The sequence below is a fragment of the Streptomyces sp. NBC_00554 genome, assembly GCF_041431135.1.
Classification (GTDB): Bacteria; Actinomycetota; Actinomycetes; order Streptomycetales; family Streptomycetaceae; genus Streptomyces.
Genome location: NZ_CP107799.1, coordinates 5,280,618 through 5,297,639, shown reverse-complemented (window position 1 = coordinate 5,297,639; position 17,022 = coordinate 5,280,618). Strand labels below are relative to the sequence as shown.

The following is a 17,022-nucleotide window of genomic DNA, read 5'->3' as shown; positions in this document are numbered from 1 at the left end:
CCCAAAGGCAAACCGAGCCTCATAAGCCCAGGTCAGGGTGGTTTTGCAGCCCGATTGGCGCTTGCGGACGAGACCGTCCAGGCCGATACGGGGTCTGCCCCTGACCATACGGGGGTCCGGACCGGGCCGACTACACGGGCTCCCCCGCCCGAGGCGCCGGCTCCCGCTCCATCAACTGAGTGGCCTGCTCATGCGCCGAGGACGACGGCTCCGCCGTACTCGGCTCCGACACCGGCGGCGAGGACACCGGCGGCGGAGGCGGCTCGGGCGTCGGCTCCGCCGTCGTACGCGTGGGACTCGGCTCCGCCTTGGTCGGCCCCGGCTCCACGGGCCGCCCCGGCCCGCCCTTCTCCGTCGCCTTCGCGGACGGCTTCACACCCGCGGACACCGACGCTGTCGGGGACGCCGACCCGGACACGGACTCACCGGGCTTCGGCGAACCACCGTCCCCCTTGGCCCCCTTCGCCCCATGGAACCCGGAACCACCCCCACTCACCCCGGTCCCCCCGTCGGGCGCCTCCCCGCCCCGATGCCCCGCCGAATGCGACGGCGCGGGCCGGTCCCCGTCGTCACCCACGCTCATACAGCCGGCGGCCGCGGCGACGGCCATGACCGTGGCGGCCAGACGGACGGGTACGTACAAGGCGCGCACGGGCAGCCACCTCCGAGGGCGGGTCGGGGAGTCCCCCTGCCCAACTCCCCCCGCCCACAAGAAGACACGCGCACCCCAAGAGCGACCGGGGGAACGGGACGAACGTCACCCGTACCCGCTCCCGCACGGCCGACAGTCACCCATAACCGAGCGCATGCAGCCGAGCGTCGTCGATCCCGAAATTACGGGCGATCAGCACTTGGTGATCACAGGGTCAGGAAATGTCGATGAGAACTGACACCGGCTGCTGGTCGAGCTACTGCCACACCAGTTCGGCGACGCGGCGGAAGTTGCCGCCAAGGATCGCGGCGACGGCATTGTCGGGGTATCCCCGGGCAAGAAGTGCGTCTTCGACGGTCAGCAGGCCCACCGGGGGCATGAAGTTGATCGGCCCCCAGCGGGTGTAGCAGTCGGGGAACAGCTCCGGACTCTGTTCGAGCATCGCGTTGAAGTCCTCGTGGTCGAACGGGTAGTCGGTCGACACTCCGACGTGTTCCGGACCGACGAGGTCGACGGCGTAGTCGATGTGCCGTACGAGTGCGTCGATGGTGGCGTCGTTGGGGCCGAGGAAGATTCCGACACCGGTGATGCCGATGACTCCGCCCGTGGCGGCGCACTCCTTGGCCTGTTCGTCGGTGATGTTGCGGGGGTGGTCCCACACCGAGCGCATGCAGGAGTGGCTGTAGATCATCGGCTGCTCGGAAACCTCGCACATGTCCAGCCCGGTACGGGCGCCGCAGTGGGATCCGTCCGCCACCATGCCGACGGTGTTCATCTCCCGTATCAGCGCACGGCCGTAGGCGGTGAGGCCATCGTCGACTTCGTCCAGGCAGCCGCCGCCGGCCGCGTTGCGGTTGTTGTAGCTCGGCAGCATCGTGCGGACGCCGAGATCGTAGAAGTGGCGCACTCGGTCCAACTGCCCATCGAGCGGACCGGAATCCTCCAGGTCGAAGGCCACTGCCACGTCACAGGCACGACCAGCGGCTTCGACGTCGTCGACGCTCACAGCCGGCCGCAAACGGTCATCCGTCGCGATCCGCTCCCGCCAGCTTGCGATCAGACCGGCGACGTCATCGGCGCTGTGGGGGGCATAACCCACGTTCACCGAAACGAAGCTGCCCCCGGGCCTGCGGTAGCGGGCCAGTTCGCCGACTGAACCGCACCCACTAGAGCGATCGTCCCGGACAATGGCCTAGTGCTGGAAATGACGCGCGAAGCCTTCGAAGAGCTCGTAAGCCAAGCCCTCGACCAGATCCCGCCCGAGCTGACCCGGGTCATGGACAACGTCGCCGTGTTCGTCGAGGACGAGCCTCCAGCCGACGACCCCGAGCTGCTGGGCCTCTACGAGGGCACCCCGCTCACGGACCGTGGCGAGTGGTACGCGGGCGTGCTCCCGGACCGCATTTCGATCTACATGGGCCCCACACTGCGGATGTGCAAGACCCCGGACGAGGTCGTGCACGAGGTCGCCGTGACCGTGATCCACGAGATTGCCCACCACTTCGGGATCGATGACGAGCGGCTTCATGAGCTGGGCTGGGGCTGATCTCAGGGACGCCGGGACCGCGGGCTAGCAGCAAGCCCTACGGGCCGCTCACCCGATCAGCCGAAGGCCTTCCGAAGAGGTGTACGACGGAATCTCGTGCACACGGCCATTTCACGGTACGAAGCCCCGCTACGAGAGTCGCGGACGCCCCCGTACGAGAGCCGGGGCGGCGCCGCATACCCACGCCCACACTGGGCATACGGGACCAATGGCCCGCGTCCTCGCTGCCGTGACCACCGCCCTGCACCGCATACGAAGGACTCGACGGAACCGCGCCCGGAGTCTCCGGACGGCCCCCCGAGCCCTCGCACTCACCCGCCGCTACCGCGCCCGCCGCCCCCACCCGGCGACCGAACTCGTCGACCAGCCCCACCCGTACGCCCGAGTCCTCGGCCTCATGACCGTCGTACTGCTCGGCGCCTGGCTGGGGCTGCTGATCGTGGGCAACGTACGCGTGCCGGTCGGCCCCATGGACACCACCATGACCCTGCGGCCCTCCCTCGACGGCGGCACGAAGATCAACGTGGCCCCGCTCGGCGCGCTGGAGCTGCGCAGCCACCAGGCCCCGCTGCGGCTCGACGTGGACGTGGACCGGCTCGACCCGGTGCGCTCGCAGGCGCTGGTCGATCACCCCGAGCGGCTCTCCGGTCTCCAGGAGGAGGTCGCGCAGGACGTGGAGCACGGCACGCTCGACCTGGCCGTACGGTCCTGCGTGGCCGTCGTCTCCGGCGCCACCGCGCTCGGTCTCGCGGTCTACCGCCGGCCCCGCCGGGCCCTCGCGGCGGGCGGCCTGGCCCTCACCCTCCTCGCCGCCTGCGGCGGGACGGCCTTCGCCACCTGGAACCCCAACTCGGTCCTGGAACCGAAGTTCTCCGGACTCCTCTCCTCCGCACCCTCCCTCGTCGGCAACGCCCGCAGCATCGTCAGCGAATTCGACGTCTACCAGAAGGAGTTGGCGCGCCTGGTGACGAACGTGACGAAGCTGTACGACGTCACCTCCACGCTCCCCGGCTACGAGCCGGACCCGACCACCATCCGGGTCCTGCACGTCTCCGACATCCACCTCAACCCGGCGAGCTGGAAGATCATCGCGTCGCTCGTCGAGCAGTACGACATCAATGTGATCGTCGACTCCGGCGACACGATGGACCACGGCACGGCGGCCGAGAACGGCTTCCTGGATCCGATCGCGGACCTGGGAGCGCCGTACGTCTGGGTCCGGGGCAACCACGACTCCCTCCTCACCCAGAGCTACCTCGAAAAGATCAAGAACGTGCGCGTCCTGGACGAGGGCCGGGCGGTCACGGTCGCGGGCCTGCGTTTCGCGGGCATCGGCGACCCGCAGTTCACCCCCGACCGGTCGGCCGACCCGGAGGGCGGCCAGGCGCAGCAGGAGGCGGGCGCGCTGCTTGCGTCGGTGCTGCGCGACCAGCGGGTGGCGGGTACGCCCGTCGACATCGCCGTCGCCCACGAACCGGAGGCGGCCCGTCAGACGGACGGGGAAGTGCCGCTGGTCCTGGCGGGGCATCTGCACCACCAGGAGATGGAGGTCATGAAGGGCGGCACCCGCCTCCGCATCGAAGGCTCGACGGGCGGCAGCGGTCTGCGTGCCCTGGAGGGCAAGTACCCCGACCCCATCGAGGCCTCGGTCCTCTACCTCGACCGCGACACCCGCCGACTCCAGGCCTGGGACGAGATCAAGCTCGGCGGCCTGGGCCTGACAACGGCCGAGGTGAGCCGCCACCTCCCCGAGGAAAACAAACCGGGCGCCGTCCAGTCCCCCACCCAGTCCCCCACTCCCTCACCCACGCCGTCGTCCTCCACGCCCCCACCCACACCGTCCCCAACCCCCTCTCCCACGCCCTCCGCGGGCACCCCCTAAACCGTTTTGGCGATACCTCCCGCCATCCCATATGCTTCTCACGTCCCCGACGCGCTGAGAAGCGCCCAGGCGGGCCGATAGCCCTCATCGTCTAGCGGCCTAGGACGCCGCCCTTTCAAGGCGGTAGCACGGGTTCGAATCCCGTTGGGGGCACGTAATACCGTGTGCGACACTGTTTTACGCATGTCGCGCACAGCAGCTTGGTCCTGTGGAGCAGTTTGGAGTGCTCGCCACCCTGTCAAGGTGGAGGCCGCGGGTTCAAATCCCGTCAGGACCGCTGAAGTTCCGCGAGGAACTTCGTGGCTGGGTAGCTCAGTTGGTACGAGCGATCGCCTGAAAAGCGATAGGTCGCCGGTTCGACCCCGGCCCCAGCCACAACCCCCGAAGACCCCGTCCATACGGACGGGGTCTTCGTCGTATGGGAAGTTGCATGAGGAGCCCACGCCCGTCAGCCCCTGCCCGTCGGCCCTTGCCCGTCAGCCCGCCGCGTGCGCCGGCTCCGCCTCCCTCCCCCCGGGATGCCGATGCCGCCACGTCCAGAAGACCGCGCACGACACCAGGGCCCACCCGGCGAGGACCAGGAACGGGAACACGTGCTGGTGGCCGGCGAAGTACACGGCTGTGTGCTGGGCGTTGACGGAGGCGCCCGGTGGCAGCCAGCGGCCGATGTAGCCGAGCACGGACGGGAGCAGGGGCCAGGAGACGGCGCCGCCCGAGGACGGGTTGCCGAGGAGGACCATCAGGCCCCAGGTCGGGATCATCGCCCAGCGCCCGAAGAGGGTGTTGAACATGGTGAAGACCATGCCCGACGTGAACATGGTGAACGCGAGGATCAGCCAGGACTCGACGAACGGCAGATCCAGGGCGCCCAGGAGCCAGTCCACCACCGCCGCGATCGCGAACCCGCCGAACAGGGCGTACGCGGCCGTGAACGCGATCCGCTCCAGCGGGTTCAGCGCCCGCGCGTGCACGCTGAGCTGGATCGCGCCGATGAATCCGATGACCACGGCCGCGAGCGAGATGTAGAAGATCGCCAGCCCTCGCGGGTCGCCCTTCTGCAGGGGCTTGATGTCCCTGACGGTGACCGCGACCCCCGTCTCCTTGCCGACGGCCGGCGCGGCCTCCGCCAGCAGCTCCGCGACCGAGGCACCGGACGCCCCGGAGACGTCGAGGGTGACCGCCCGCCCCGGCTCCCGCACTTCGAAGATCGCGAAGACCTTCTGGTCGTTCACCGCCTCGACGGCCGCCGCCCTGCTGTCGTACGTGTGGATCTTCAGCGAGGCGTCGAGCGCCTTCTCCATCCCGTCGAGGAACACCTTGCCCCGCGCCTCGTCGTACGCCCCCACGATCGCCGTCGGCACATGACGCGGCGTCGGATTCGCCATGGAGTACGTGTACGAGCCCGCGAACAGGCCCGCCGCCGCGGAAATGATCAGCACGAGCACTGTCGCGGGCAGGAACGGCGACTCCTTGAAGTCCGCCCAACGTTCACGACGGGTGGGCGGCTTGCCATGGGCACCGTGCGGCATCTCGGACATATCGACCAAGCTAGAGCCGTGGGAGCGATATTTCTCCGCGAGAAGGACCCGCGGCAACCCCGGTCGGCGCCCGCCACGCAAAAGCGTTCGCCAGTCATTTCGCCGAGGTGAGATCCTGGACGGCGTATGTCTACGCATCCCGCCCCCGCCCTCGGCGATCTCGCCGCCCGCCTGACCGAGCTGTCCCTGCGCGACGCGCACCGGCTCGGGCGCAGGCTCGAAGGCGCACGCAAGATCCGCAAGCCCGAAGCCCGGTCCGCCGTGCTCGCCGAGATCGACGCGGAGGTCACCAAGGGCGAGGCCCGGATGGCCGAGCGTCGTACTCGGGTGCCCGCGATCACCTATCCCGAGCAGCTCCCGGTCAGCCAGAAGAAGGACGACATCGCGGCCGCCATCCGTGATCACCAGGTCGTCATCGTCGCGGGCGAGACCGGTTCCGGTAAGACGACCCAGATCCCCAAGATCTGTATGGAACTCGGCCGTGGTGTCCGCGGCATGATCGGGCACACCCAGCCCCGCCGTATCGCCGCCCGTACCGTCGCCGAGCGCGTGGCGGACGAGCTCGACGTCCCGCTGGGCGAGGCCGTCGGCTGGAAGGTCCGCTTCACCGACCAGGTGAACCCGGACGGCACCTTCGTCAAGCTCATGACCGACGGCATCCTGCTGGCCGAGATCCAGACGGACCGCGAGCTGCGCGCGTACGACACGATCATCATCGACGAGGCCCACGAGCGGTCTCTGAACATCGACTTCCTGCTTGGCTATCTCGCTCAGCTGCTGCCCAAGCGTCCTGACCTCAAGGTCGTCATCACCTCCGCGACCATCGACCCCGAGCGCTTCTCCCGCCACTTCGGCGAGGCGCCGATCGTCGAGGTCAGCGGCCGTACGTACCCGGTCGAGGTCCGCTACCGCCCGCTCCTGGAAGAAGAGGGGGACGACTCCGACCGCGACCAGATCACCGCGATCTGCGACGCCGTCGAGGAGCTCCAGGGCGAGGGCAAGGGCGACATCCTGGTCTTCCTCTCGGGCGAGCGCGAGATCCGCGACACGGCGGACGCGCTGACGAAGAAGAACTACCGGTTCACCGAGGTACTCCCCCTCTACGCCCGGCTGTCGCACGCCGAGCAGCACCGCGTGTTCCAGCAGCACACCGGGCGCAGGATCGTTCTGGCTACGAACGTCGCCGAGACCTCGCTCACCGTCCCGGGCATCAAGTTCGTCATCGACCCGGGCACCGCCCGTATCTCCAGATACAGCCACCGCACCAAGGTCCAGCGGCTGCCCATCGAGCCGGTCTCGCAGGCCAGCGCCAACCAGCGCAAGGGCCGCTGCGGCCGTACGTCCGACGGCATCTGCATCCGGCTGTACTCCGAGGACGACTTCCTGGCCCGCCCGGAGTTCACGGACGCGGAGATCCTCCGTACGAACCTCGCCTCCGTCATCCTCCAGATGACCGCCGCCGGTCTCGGCGACATCGAGAAGTTCCCCTTCATCGACCCGCCGGACCACCGCAACATCCGTGACGGCGTCCAACTCCTCCAGGAACTGGGCGCGTTGGACCCGGCCCAGAAGGACCCGCGCAAGCGGCTCACGGAGAGCGGCCGCAAGCTCGCCCAGCTGCCCGTCGACCCCCGGCTCGCCCGGATGGTCCTGGAGGCCGACAAGAACGGCTGTGTGCGCGAGGTCATGGTGATCGCGGCCGCGCTGTCCATCCAGGACCCGCGCGAGCGCCCGGCCGAGAAGCAGGCGCAGGCGGACCAGCAGCACGCCCGGTTCAAGGACGAGACGTCCGACTTCCTCGCGTATCTGAACCTGTGGCGGTACGTCCGTGAGCAGCAGAAGGAGCGGGGCTCGTCCGCGTTCCGCCGGATGTGCAAGCAGGAGTACCTGAACTTCCTGCGCATCCGCGAATGGCAGGACATCTACACCCAGCTCCGCACGGTCGCCAAGCAGCTGGGCATCCATCCGAACGAGGACGACGCCGCCGAGCACAGCGTCCATGTCTCGCTGCTCGCCGGTCTCCTCTCCCACATCGGCATGAAAGACGTGAAGGAGGCCGCGGGGGAAGGCGCGAGGAGCACGGGCAAGAACGAGTATCTGGGCGCCCGCAGCGCGAAGTTCGCGATCTTCCCGGGTTCGGCCCTGTTCAAGAAGCCCCCGCGGTTCGTGATGTCCGCCGAGCTCGTGGAGACCTCCCGTCTCTGGGCCCGCGTCAACGCCAAGATCGAGCCCGAGTGGGTCGAGCCGCTCGCCGGCCATCTCCTCAAGCACACGTACAGCGAGCCGCACTGGGAGAAGGACCAGGCCGCGGTGATGGCGTACGAGAAGGTCACGCTGTACGGCGTACCGATCATCGCCCAGCGCAAGGTCAACTACGGGCGGATCGACCCGGAAGCCAGCCGTGAGCTTTTCATCCGCAACGCGCTCGTCGAGGGCGACTGGCGTACGCACCACAAGTTCTTCGCGGACAACCGCCGACTCCTCACCGAGGTCGAGGAGTTGGAGCACCGGGCGCGGCGCCGCGACATCCTCGTCGACGACGAGACGCTCTTCGACTTCTACGACCAGCGGGTGCCCGAACACGTCGTATCCGGGGCGCACTTCGACTCCTGGTGGAAGCACCAGCGGCACGAGGAGCCCGAACTCCTCGACTTCGAGCGGTCGATGCTCATCAACGAGCGGGCCGGGGACGTCAGCAAGGACGACTACCCCGACTCGTGGCGCCAGGGCCCGCTCAAGTTCCGTGTCACCTACCAGTTCGAGCCGGGCGCGGACGCGGACGGCGTCACCGTCCACATCCCGCTGCACGTCCTGAACCAGGTCACGGACGAGGGCTTCGACTGGCAGATCCCGGGGCTGAGGGAAGAGGTCGTCACCGAGCTCATCCGCTCCCTCCCGAAGCCGATCCGCCGCCATTACGTGCCCGCGCCGAACTATGCGACGAAGTTCCTGGAGCGGGCCGTGCCCCTCCAGGAGCCGCTGCCGATGACGATGGCGCGCGAGCTGAAGCGCATGGTCGGTGTGCCGGTGAGCGCCGACGACTTCGACTGGTCCCGCGTCCCCGACCACCTGAGGATCACCTTCCGGATCGTCGACGAACGACGCCGCAAGCTGGCCGAGGACAAGGACCTGGAGGCGCTGCAGCTCCAGCTGAAGCCGAAGGCGCGCCAGGCGATCTCACAGGCCGCGGCGGCTACGGCGGAGCGCGAGGGCGGGGAGTCCCTGGAGCGCAAGGGCCTGACCGACTGGACGATCGGCTCGCTCACGCGCGTCTTCGAGACCCGTCGGGCCGGCCAGCCGGTGAAGGCGTACCCGGCGCTCGTGGACGACGGCGACACCGTCTCCGTACGGCTCTTCGACACGGAGGCCGAGCAGGCGCAGGCGATGTGGAAGGGCACGCGGCGCCTGATCCTGCGCAACATCCCGGTGAACCCGGGCAAGTTCGCCTCGGACAAGCTCACCAACGTCCAGAAGCTCGCCCTGTCCGCGAACCCGCACGGCTCGATCCAGGCCCTCTTCGACGACTGCGCGATGGCGGCGGCGGACAAGCTGATCGGGGACTTCGGGGGCCCGGCGTGGGACGAGGAGTCGTACCGGAAGCTCTACGACAAGGTGCGCGCCGAGATCGTCGACACGACGGTCCGCACCGTCGGGCAGGTGCAGCAGGTCCTTGCCGCCTGGCAGGCCTGTGAGCGCCGGCTGAAGGGCATCCAGAGCCCGACGCTCCTGACGAACCTCACGGACGTACGGACGCAGCTGAACGCCCTTGTGAAGCCCGGCTTCGTCACCGCGACCGGGCTGCGCCGCCTGGCGGACCTGATGCGCTACCTGGTCGCGGCCGACCGGCGCCTCCAGCAGATGCCGACGAACGTCCAGCGGGACACCACCCGCATGGAGAAGGTCCACGAGATGCAGGACGAGTACGCCTGGCTCCTGGAGCAGCTGCCGCAGGGCCGGCCGGTCCCCCAGCAGGTCCTGGACATCCGCTGGATGATCGAGGAGCTCCGCGTCAGCTACTTCGCCCACGCGCTCGGCACGGCGTACCCCGTCTCCGACAAGCGCATCGTGAAGGCGATCGACACCCTGGCCCCGTAACGGCGTATGTACGGTGGGTGAGTTCGACCCCGGACCCACCCTCCTGTACAGTCTCTTTTCGCAGCCCAGCGCAAGACCAAGTGGCTGTGAAACCTGGTCCTGTGGAGCAGTTTGGAGTGCTCGCCACCCTGTCAAGGTGGAGGCCGCGGGTTCAAATCCCGTCAGGACCGCAGTGAGGAAGGCCCCGTATCCGGCAAGGATGCGGGGCCTTCTTCGTGCCCTGCATGCGACCCGACCTCGCTCGCCACCCTGTCAAGGTGGAGGCCGCGCCCGCGGCGCAGCCGCAATCGGATGCAGCAAATCCCGTCAGGACCGCATGAACGAAAGGCCCGGAGCTTCGGCTCCGGGCCTTTCGCGTGTCGTGAGCTCGTCTCCGCATGTCTTGACGTCGTCACATTCCGCCGGTACCCAGGGAACCAGGGCCCTCGACCCCGTGAGGCCCCCTGGAGGTGCGTATGGCGGCGACCGCCCGGCACGAGACGCGCGCGCTGCTCCGCGCCCATCTGGCGGCCGCTTCCGGGTACCGGCATCTGACGCGGCACTGCCCGATCTGCCACCGGCTCCTGCGGCTGGCCATGGAGCCCGCCCCGCGCGGCGTCGAGGACGTCGATGGTGTCGATGAGGCCGAGGAGGCAGCCGGGGCCGAGGCCGCCGTGCGGCCCCAACTCCCTTAGCGCAGAAGCATCACAGGCGACAAGGACTGTGGCATGTGACGGGTGTCACCGCATAGGTTTTAGAAACCGAGGAACTTACACCTCACCTACAACTGGTCAATTTAATATGTGCAATTGCACCAGCTGCTGGGGCCGCCCACAGGAGATCCGACACCCCTCCCCAGACTCCGACAAGCCCACTCACAGACCCATCACCCAGGGCACTGCCGGCGCACAAAAAAGATCGCGCTGGACCCGGCGGAGTCCAGCGCGATCTACGACGCACCCTTGTCGCTTGTGAAATTGGGTCGGGCGTGGGTCCCGTTGGGGCAGGACACGCGTCGCTTGGAGCTGTGGTTCGGGCGTGACGGCGGGTTGGGGGACCTACCGAAATGCCCTGCTATGCGCTTGTTCAGACCTCGCTGCGCTGCTGCGGGATACCCGCGAGTAGCGCGCGGACCTCAGCTTCGCGGTAGCGGCGGTGTCCGCCGAGCGTGCGGATGGACGTAAGCTTGCCGGCCTTCGCCCACCGCGTGACCGTCTTCGGGTCCACGCGGAACATCGTGGCGACCTCAGCCGGGGTCAGCAGCGGCTCGGCATCAGGGGTGCGAGCGGTCATGAGCGGCCTCCTCGGGAGAACCGAACCTTCTCGGTTCATTCCTCTAAATTCTGCACCTTGACCCGCGTTGCCCGAAATGGCGGACGCGGGCCGAGTCGGTTATAGGACGAACGGCTTGTCCTCGGCACTACAACTACACCATCCGTCCAGCCACGTCGGCCAAACCGATGGAATTGCCCTCCCAGGTGTTCATCAGCGACGGAAGCCGATGGACCATGCCATAGCGGACAGTCACGCCACTGTGACGATCAGTCACAGGGCGATCAGGAGTCACGAGACCCCCCATAGCGTGCAATGCTGAGATTCCACCCATACGTGGGCGGGCGGAGCCCTCCCCCGGGCTCCTTGTCCTATTTTGGCACGAGGATGGGCAAGGGGCGCAAGGGCCAGGTAAGTGCCATCCGTCACGCTTGACACGCCATTGACGCAAAAGCCCGGATCGGGACCTACGTCCCGCGATGAGGCACCTTCAGAGCGTAAGCACGCCGGGTGAGTTCACGGCGCCGCCGAGACCGGGATCACGTCAGTTCGCCGAGCGCCGGTCCCTGACCGACCGCCAGCGTTCCACAAGCCGCCCGTACGCCTCGCCCGCCGCCGCCCCGTCCCCGGTGCGCAGCGCGTCGATGCCCTCGTGGACGTCCGCGGCCGAGTGGTCCCCCTCGAGCTCCCCCGCGGGCACGACGTGCACAAGGCCGCCGTAGTCCAGCTCGACCAGCGAGCGCGGGTGGAACTCCTCCAGCCAGCGCCCCACGTCCAGCAGGCCGTCGATGAGCGGCCCGTCCTCGATGGTGTCCTTCAGCGTCTTCAGCGCCCGCGCAGTCCGCCGCCGGGCCTGCACCATCGGCGTCCGGTACCGCAGCCCCGGCGCGGCTCCGTCGGGCCCCGCACCCTTCTCGTACAGCCGCTCCTCGTCGGAGACGAGCACGAACCAGTTCAGCGGCACCTGCCAGGTCGAGGTGCGGATCCACGGGCGGGCGTCGGGGTTGCGCTCCAGCCAGCGTTCGTAGTCGAGGGCGGCCTGACGGCGTACGAGCGAGGGCAGGACCGCGTCGAGGACCGACTCCGGCAGTTCCTCACCCAGCTCGCCCAGGGCCTGCCAGCCGCGCAGCCGGGTGCGCCAGGGGCATACGCAGAGCACCCCGTCGACCTCCGCCACGAACGCGTCGCCGCTCTCGTGCACCGGCACGGGGATCGGCGGGGTGGGCAGCAAGTCGGCCAGGGAGCGCCGTAGTTCGTCCTGGTACGAGGGGCGCTCGGGGCGGCGGGCATAACGGGCCCAGTGGCCGCGCTCCGGCTCGGGGAAGGCGGCCAGCGGTTCGTACACGCGCAGATAGGACGCGTACGGGACGATCACGGAGGACACCTTGGGCACGCCTGCTCCCTCCCCAACCGGCCGGACCCGAAACCCGGGCTCCGATCCCGCTCGACCCACGCACACAAGACCGGGAAAACACTGCAAATCGTGCCACGGCCGAAGAGGACCGTACTCCGGTGGAAGGTGATCCTGAACACTGCGCGGATGGCGGCCGGGCACAGGCTCTAGTCTCATGCCCACGGGCGCCCGCCACCCGTACGGGACCCGCACGTCAACCGCCGCTTATTACCTGGGAGTCACCACAGTGACCGACGTATCCGACGGCGTCCTGCACACCCTGTTCCACTCGGACCAGGGCGGTCATGAGCAAGTAGTGCTCTGCCAGGACCGCTCCAGCGGCCTCAAGGCCGTCATCGCCATCCACTCCACCGCCCTGGGCCCCGCCCTCGGCGGTACGCGCTTCTACCCGTACGCGAGCGAGGAGGAGGCCGTCGCCGACGCCCTGAACCTCTCGCGCGGGATGTCGTACAAGAACGCCATGGCCGGCCTCGACCACGGCGGCGGCAAGGCCGTCATCATCGGCGACCCCGACACGCTCAAGAGCGAGGAACTGCTCCTCGCGTACGGCCGGTTCGTGGCCTCGCTCGGCGGCCGGTACGTCACCGCGTGCGACGTCGGTACGTATGTCGCCGACATGGACGTCGTGGCGCGCGAGTGCCGCTGGACGACCGGGCGGTCCCCGGAGAACGGCGGCGCGGGCGACTCGTCCGTGCTGACGGCCTTCGGTGTCTTCCAGGGCATGCGGGCGAGCGCCCAGCACCTGTGGGGCGACCCGACGCTGCGCGGCCGTACGGTCGGCATCGCGGGCGTCGGCAAGGTGGGCCGCCATCTGGTCGGGCATCTGCTCGAGGAGGGCGCGCGGGTCGTGATCACTGACGTGCGGGACGAGTCCGTCCGGCGGATCGTCGACGAGCACCCGTCCGTGGCGGTGGCGTCGGACACCGAGGCGCTGATCCGCGTCGAGGGCCTCGACATCTACGCCCCCTGCGCACTCGGCGGGGCCCTCAGCGACGAATCCGTGCCGGTGCTCACCGCGAAGATCGTGTGCGGCGCCGCCAACAACCAGCTCGCGCACCCGGGTGTCGAGAAGGACCTCGCCGACCGCGGCATCCTCTACGCGCCGGACTACGTCGTGAACGCCGGCGGCGTCATCCAGGTCGCCGACGAACTGCACGGTTTCGACTTCGACCGGTGCAAGGCGAAGGCCGCGAAGATCTTCGACACCACGCTGGCCATATTCGCACGTGCGAAGGAGGACGGGATTCCGCCGGCCGCCGCGGCCGACCGGATCGCCGAGCAGCGGATGGCCGAGGCGCGCCGCGGCTGACCCCCGGGAGGTACCCGCCGGCGGGTGTTGGAGAGAACTCTCACGTCTGTCGGCGGGTCGGCCGCCAAGAAGAGGTTAAAATCGCGGTTGACCAGCGAGGACAGGGCTCCTCGCAGGTTCTGCGCACACGCGCGTCCTGCGGGCGACGTACCGTATGGGCGCGGGAGCAGGTACCGTGGAAGCCCTACGGACCGGTCTCTTCACGGAGAGCCCGTTCCAGATCATGAACGCGTGTCAAGACTCTGGGGCCACCGAGCCCCGTATCCGAGGGGGTCGAGCCATGGGGCGCGGCCGGGCAAAGGCCAAGCAGACGAAGGTCGCCCGCCAGCTGAAGTACAGCAGCGGCGGGACTGACCTCTCGCGTCTGGCCAATGAGCTGGGCGCTTCGACTTCGCAACAGCCGCCGAATGGCGAGCCGTTCGAGGACGACGACGAGGAAGAAGACGACCCGTACGCGCAGTACGCGGATCTCTATAACGACGACGACGAGGACGAGGACGACGAGTCCGGTCCCCAGTCGCAACGTCGCGGCGCGTAGCGCTACCAGCGGGTCAGCAGGTTCGGCGTTCTCGTAGAGCCTCATAGCATCTGCACCTCACCCGGTCCGGGGTGGTTCCACACCGGACCGGGTTTTGTGCTGCCTTGGGTGGCTTACTTGCTGTAGTCGCCGATCAGCGCCGCGCCCGTCTCGTGATCGCCGCGCTCGGTGATCTCACCGGCGATCCAGGCGTCCACACCGCGGTCCGCGAGGGTGGCGAGCGCCACGTCCGCCGACTCCTCGGGGACGATCGCGATCATGCCGACACCCATGTTGAGGGTCTTCTCCAGCTCCAGGCGCTCGACGTCTCCGGTCCTGCCGACGAGGTCGAAGACCGGGGCCGGGGTCCAGGTCTCGCGGTCGACGATCGCGTGCAGGCCGTCGGGGATGACGCGGGCCAGGTTGGCCGCGAGTCCGCCGCCGGTGACGTGCGAGAAGGCGTGCACCTCGGCGGTGCGGGTGAGGGCCAGGCAGTCCAGCGAGTAGATCCTGGTGGGCTCCAGGAGCTCCTCGCCGAGCGTGCGGCCGAACTCCTCGATGTGGCTGTCGAGCTTCAGCTTCGCCCGGTCGAGGAGGACGTGCCGGACGAGCGAGTACCCGTTCGAGTGAAGCCCTGAGGACGCCATGGCGATCACCGCGTCACCCGTACGGATACGATCCGCGCCGAGCAGCTGGTCGGCCTCGACCACGCCGGTGCCCGCGCCCGCGACGTCGAAGTCGTCCGGGCCGAGGAGGCCCGGGTGCTCGGCCGTCTCGCCGCCCACGAGGGCGCAGCCCGCGAGGACACAGCCCTCGGCGATGCCCTTGACGATGGCGGCGACGCGCTCGGGGTGGACCTTGCCGACACAGATGTAGTCGGTCATGAAGAGCGGCTCGGCGCCGCACACCACGATGTCGTCCATGACCATCGCGACCAGGTCGTGGCCGATGGTGTCGTACACGCCGAGCTGCCGGGCGAGGTCGACCTTCGTGCCCACGCCGTCCGTGGCGGAGGCGAGCAGCGGCCGCTCGAAGCGCTTGAGGGCCGAGGCGTCGAAGAGACCGGCGAAGCCGCCGAGGCCGCCGAGGACCTCGGGGCGCTGCGTCTTCTTCACCCACTCCTTCATCAGCTCTACGGCGCGGTCGCCGGCTTCGATGTCGACGCCGGCGGACGCGTAGGAAGCACCGGTACGAGTGGTCTCAGACATTGCCTGGGATCTTTCGGGTTGGGATACGGGGCGCTTACGGGCGACGGATCGCGTCGGCCGCGGCCGTGGCTGCGGGACCCGCGGCCAGCTCGGTCTCCAGGAGCTGCTTGCCCAGCAGTTCGGGGTCCGGGAGGTCCATCGGGTACTCGCCGTCGAAGCAGGCGCGGCACAGGTTCGGCTTGTCGATGGTGGTGGCCTCGATCATGCCGTCGATGGAGATGTACGACAGGGAGTCGGCGCCGAGCGAGGTGCCGATCTCGTCGATGGTCATGCCGTTGGCGATCAGCTCCGCGCGGGTCGGGAAGTCGATGCCGAAGAAGCAGGGCCACTTCACCGGGGGCGAGGAGATCCTGATGTGGACCTCCGCCGCGCCGGCTTCGCGCAGCATCCGCACCAGCGCGCGCTGTGTGTTGCCGCGCACGATCGAGTCGTCGACGACGACCAGGCGCTTGCCCTTGATGACTTCCTTCAAGGGGTTCAGCTTCAGACGGATGCCGAGCTGGCGGATGGTCTGCGAGGGCTGGATGAAGGTCCGGCCGACGTAGGCGTTCTTGACGAGACCCGCGCCGAAGGGGATCCCGCTGGCCTCCGCGTAACCGATCGCCGCGGGCGTCCCGGACTCCGGAGTAGCTATGACCAGATCTGCCTCGACGGGAGCTTCTTTGGCGAGTTTGCGGCCCATTTCGACGCGCGAGAGGTACACATTCCGACCGGCGATGTCCGTGTCGGGACGGGCCAGATAGACGTACTCGAAGACGCAGCCCTTGGGCTTTGCCTCAGCGAATCGCGACGTACGCAGGCCGTCCGCGTCGATGGCGACGAACTCGCCCGGCTCGATCTCACGGACGAAGGAGGCGCCGCAGATGTCGAGGGCGGCGGACTCCGAGGCGATGACCCAGCCGCGCTCCAGGCGGCCGAGGACCAGCGGGCGGACGCCCTGCGGGTCGCGGGCCGCGTACAGGGTGTCCTCGTCCATGAAGACGAGCGAGAAGGCGCCCTGGACCTGCGGAAGGATCCTGGCGGAGGCCTCTTCTATGGTCAGCGGCTTGCCGTCGTCGTCGACCTGGGCGGCGAGGAGCGCCGTCAGGAGGTCGGTGTCGTTGGTGGCCGCCACGCGCGGGGAGCGGCCGTCCTGCTGCTTGGGGAGGTCGGCGACCATCTCGGCGAGCTGCGCCGTGTTGACCAGGTTGCCGTTGTGGCCGAGCGCGATGGAACCGTGCGCGGTGGCACGGAACGTCGGCTGGGCGTTCTCCCAGGTGGAGGCTCCGGTGGTCGAGTAGCGGGCGTGACCGACCGCGATATGACCCTGGAGGGAGCCGAGAGAGGTCTCGTCGAAGACCTGGGACACGAGGCCCATGTCCTTGAAGACGAGGATCTTGGAGCCATTGCTGACCGCGATCCCCGCGGATTCCTGGCCTCGATGCTGGAGGGCGTAGAGCCCGAAGTAAGTGAGCTTGGCGACCTCTTCGCCCGGAGCCCAGACTCCGAAGACGCCGCAAGCGTCCTGGGGGCCTTTCTCACCGGGGAGCAGATCATGATTGAGTCGACCGTCACCACGTGGCACGGCACCGAGTGTAGGCGAGATCGACCACTGGTCCGAATTGGGGATA

13 protein-coding genes and 4 tRNA genes are annotated in these 17,022 nt (G+C 68.6%); 10 read left to right on the top strand and 7 right to left on the bottom strand.

Annotated elements, in window-relative coordinates:
• Positions 1 to 130 precede the first annotated feature (130 nt).
• Together OG266_RS23285 and OG266_RS23280 are read right to left on the bottom strand one after the other, a co-directional pair.
• On the bottom strand, positions 131 to 652 hold the full coding sequence (locus OG266_RS23285; RefSeq protein WP_371548199.1) for a hypothetical protein: 522 nt from the start codon (positions 650 to 652) through the stop codon (positions 131 to 133).
• 256 nt (positions 653 to 908) lie between these two features.
• Positions 909 to 1,757: a dipeptidase gene (locus OG266_RS23280; protein ID WP_371548197.1), complete on the bottom strand. Its 849-nt coding sequence runs from the start codon at positions 1,755 to 1,757 to the stop codon at positions 909 to 911.
• A 90-nt stretch (positions 1,758 to 1,847) separates the two neighbouring features.
• Between OG266_RS23280 and OG266_RS23275 the strand changes: the two genes are divergently transcribed.
• The 5 genes from OG266_RS23275 (at position 1,848) to OG266_RS23255 (ending at position 4,455) form a co-directional block, all read left to right on the top strand.
• Positions 1,848 to 2,198 (top strand): metallopeptidase family protein, encoded by a 351-nt coding sequence (locus OG266_RS23275; RefSeq protein WP_266459059.1) that lies wholly within the window; start codon positions 1,848 to 1,850, stop codon positions 2,196 to 2,198.
• A gap of 208 nt (positions 2,199 to 2,406) precedes the next feature.
• Positions 2,407 to 4,080, top strand: coding sequence for a metallophosphoesterase (locus OG266_RS23270; RefSeq protein ID WP_371548194.1), 1,674 nt, complete (start codon positions 2,407 to 2,409; stop codon positions 4,078 to 4,080).
• An 80-nt stretch (positions 4,081 to 4,160) separates the two neighbouring features.
• Positions 4,161 to 4,233 (top strand) — tRNA-Glu (locus OG266_RS23265).
• Between the two features lie 49 nt (positions 4,234 to 4,282).
• Positions 4,283 to 4,357: transfer RNA gene (locus tag OG266_RS23260), tRNA-Asp, on the top strand.
• 24 nt (positions 4,358 to 4,381) lie between these two features.
• A tRNA-Phe gene (locus tag OG266_RS23255) sits at positions 4,382 to 4,455 on the top strand.
• Positions 4,456 to 4,556: 101 nt separating this feature from the next.
• On the opposite strand, the gene OG266_RS23250 is transcribed toward OG266_RS23255, so the two are convergent.
• The gene (locus OG266_RS23250; protein ID WP_371548192.1) at positions 4,557 to 5,618 is read right to left on the bottom strand and encodes an ABC transporter permease; all 1,062 of its coding nucleotides are present in this window, start codon (positions 5,616 to 5,618) and stop codon (positions 4,557 to 4,559) included.
• A 126-nt stretch (positions 5,619 to 5,744) separates the two neighbouring features.
• On the opposite strand from OG266_RS23250, the gene hrpA reads away from it, so the two are divergent.
• From hrpA to OG266_RS23235, 3 genes are all read left to right on the top strand, one after another.
• The gene (gene hrpA, locus OG266_RS23245) at positions 5,745 to 9,713 is read left to right on the top strand and encodes an ATP-dependent RNA helicase HrpA (RefSeq protein WP_371548191.1); all 3,969 of its coding nucleotides are present in this window, start codon (positions 5,745 to 5,747) and stop codon (positions 9,711 to 9,713) included.
• 95 nt (positions 9,714 to 9,808) lie between these two features.
• Positions 9,809 to 9,883 (top strand) — tRNA-Asp (locus tag OG266_RS23240).
• A gap of 285 nt (positions 9,884 to 10,168) precedes the next feature.
• A complete protein-coding gene (locus OG266_RS23235; RefSeq protein WP_326722131.1) occupies positions 10,169 to 10,387 on the top strand; it encodes a DUF6274 family protein in 219 nt (72 codons plus the stop codon).
• A 391-nt stretch (positions 10,388 to 10,778) separates the two neighbouring features.
• Here the strand turns inward: OG266_RS23235 and bldC are convergent, their stop codons facing one another.
• Positions 10,779 to 10,985: a developmental transcriptional regulator BldC gene (gene bldC, locus OG266_RS23230; RefSeq protein WP_027749187.1), complete on the bottom strand. Its 207-nt coding sequence runs from the start codon at positions 10,983 to 10,985 to the stop codon at positions 10,779 to 10,781.
• Positions 10,986 to 11,508: 523 nt separating this feature from the next.
• Positions 11,509 to 12,357 (bottom strand): hypothetical protein, encoded by an 849-nt coding sequence (locus OG266_RS23225; protein ID WP_371548189.1) that lies wholly within the window; start codon positions 12,355 to 12,357, stop codon positions 11,509 to 11,511.
• Positions 12,358 to 12,604: 247 nt separating this feature from the next.
• Between OG266_RS23225 and OG266_RS23220 the strand changes: the two genes are divergently transcribed.
• Together OG266_RS23220 and OG266_RS23215 are read left to right on the top strand one after the other, a co-directional pair.
• Complete coding sequence (locus OG266_RS23220) at positions 12,605 to 13,687, top strand: Leu/Phe/Val dehydrogenase (protein WP_371548188.1); 1,083 nt, start codon at positions 12,605 to 12,607, stop codon at positions 13,685 to 13,687.
• A gap of 280 nt (positions 13,688 to 13,967) precedes the next feature.
• Complete coding sequence (locus OG266_RS23215) at positions 13,968 to 14,225, top strand: DUF3073 domain-containing protein (protein WP_266459026.1); 258 nt, start codon at positions 13,968 to 13,970, stop codon at positions 14,223 to 14,225.
• Between the two features lie 113 nt (positions 14,226 to 14,338).
• Here the strand turns inward: OG266_RS23215 and purM are convergent, their stop codons facing one another.
• Entirely contained in the window at positions 14,339 to 15,412 is a 1,074-nt protein-coding gene (gene purM / locus OG266_RS23210; RefSeq protein WP_371548187.1) for a phosphoribosylformylglycinamidine cyclo-ligase, read from the bottom strand.
• A gap of 34 nt (positions 15,413 to 15,446) precedes the next feature.
• Positions 15,447 to 16,976: an amidophosphoribosyltransferase gene (gene purF, locus OG266_RS23205; RefSeq protein ID WP_371548186.1), complete on the bottom strand. Its 1,530-nt coding sequence runs from the start codon at positions 16,974 to 16,976 to the stop codon at positions 15,447 to 15,449.
• Between the last annotated feature and the right edge of the window lie 46 nt (positions 16,977 to 17,022).